Origin of the sequence: Paenibacillus maysiensis (assembly GCF_000520815.1) — a bacterium.
In the GTDB taxonomy this organism is placed as follows: Bacteria; Bacillota; Bacilli; order Paenibacillales; family Paenibacillaceae; genus Paenibacillus; species Paenibacillus maysiensis.
In genome coordinates, this window is record NZ_ASRY01000291.1 from 1 (window position 1) to 1082 (window position 1082).

Sequence of the window (1082 nt, forward strand, 5' to 3'; positions counted from 1 at the left end):
GACGGATTGTCAAGCCAAGTGCGACAGTTCTTCTGAAAAGGATTCGTGAGCAGTCTTCCAGCCCAAACATTTTCGTGGTCTGTGGTTGATGAGATGGAGGGCATTCTCCAAATCTTCATCCGTGATGTGAGCGAAATCCGTCCCTTTGGGAAAGAACTCTCGCAGCAAGCCATTGGCATTCTCATTTGAGCCCCGCTGCCAGGACGAGTAAGGATCAGCAAAGTAGACCTGAACTCCATGCGTAGCTTCCAGGCTGAGATAACAAGCAAACTCCTTGCCTCGGTCAGCGGTAGCGGTCTGGAAGGCTCCGGTAGGGTACTGGGAAGCGGCTACGCCAAAGGCAATCTCCATCGATAGCGCCGTGCGGTCAGGCATCTTGATCGCGGTATACAGACGCGTTTTGCGTTCAATGAACGTGGCTACGCAGCCCTTACTTTTTCCACGGCCCGAGACGACGGTATCCAGTTCCCAATGGCCGAACGTTTCCCGAGAACGGACGTCTTTAGGGCGTTTTGAAATGGGTTTACCTACGGTAAACTTGCCACGGGTTTCTGCTGGCTTCTGTCGCTTACCTTGGTGCCGAAGTACGGTTAGCGTCCCTCTCACCAAAAGGCCTGCATACAGCCAGCGATAAATGGTTTTGAAACACACCACACGCTGTCCTTCCTGACGCAACCGTTCTACGATCTGCTCTGGAGACCAGGTCGCCTGAAGCTTCTCTTCGATGACCGCCGCCTGCTTAGCAGTCCACTTCCCGGCAGGAATCGAGGCCTTACGTCGCTGGTGGTAGCTCTCTTGAGAGCGCTCGGCATGATACGCCTTTTGCTTGTCATGGCGTTGGAGTTCGCGACTAATGGTCGCATGGTGCCTGCCCAGTTCCTTGGCAATCGCTCTTGCACTTTTCCCCTGCTGATGCAGGATTTCTAGCTTGCTTCGTTCGATTATGCTAAGATGTGAATAACTCATGGACTGATTCTCCTTGTGTGAATGCTGGTGTGGTAACTTTCATTCTACACGAATCAGGCCATGAGCCCTTTTTTATTTATTTCCAGCAGGTGTCGCACTTCATATTACAATCCGTC

1 protein-coding gene is annotated in these 1082 nt (G+C 52.2%); it reads right to left on the bottom strand.

Features of this window, described 5'->3' with window-relative positions; genetic code table 11:
- Positions 1–9: 9 nt before the first annotated feature.
- Positions 10–966 (bottom strand): IS30 family transposase, encoded by a 957-nt coding sequence (locus L696_RS0122295; protein ID WP_025685621.1) that lies wholly within the window; start codon positions 964–966, stop codon positions 10–12.
- Between the last annotated feature and the right edge of the window lie 116 nt (positions 967–1082).

Bases quoted from the DNA above. Each gene is read 5' to 3' on its own strand.
- L696_RS0122295 (WP_025685621.1), bottom strand. From the start codon at position 966: ATGAGTTATTCACATCTTAGCATAATCGAACGAAGCAAGCTAGAAATC.